General features: G+C 79.2%; 1 protein-coding gene. It reads left to right on the top strand.

Annotation, left to right across the window (positions count from 1 at the left end; translation table 11 throughout):
• A partial coding sequence (locus LPA54_RS40140; protein WP_228985361.1) for a hypothetical protein occupies positions 1–419 on the top strand: 419 nt, incomplete at both ends.

Raw genomic sequence — 419 nt, forward strand, 5'->3', positions numbered from 1 at the left:
CGCATCCTGCCCCTCGTCGCCCGCCGCCCCCGGGTGTCGCCGCCCGTCGTGGCCGGGCTGCTGCTCACCGGCACCGCCGTCGAGAGCGCCGTCATCGCCCTGTGGCCGCTGACCGCGTACACCCTCGCCGAGCTGCTGCCGCACGCCACCGCGTCCGGGACCGCGCCCGGCTGGACCGCCGGACAGGTCGCCCCGATGCTGCTCGGCGCCGTCATCGACTTCCCGCTGCTCGGCCCCGCGCTGCACCAGATGCTGCTGACCGGGGTCGGCGCCGGACTGGCCGTGCCGGTCGCCGCCGCGAGCGGCGTGGGCGGCTGGTCCGCCGCGGCCTGCGTGGCCGCCGCCGGGGTCGGTCTCGCCGCGGCCGTCGAGGCCGTACGGCGCCTCGTCGGACGGATCGGCACCACGCGGACCCGGAG

The organism is Streptomyces sp. DH12, from assembly GCF_020873895.1.
Classification (GTDB): Bacteria; Actinomycetota; Actinomycetes; order Streptomycetales; family Streptomycetaceae; genus Streptomyces.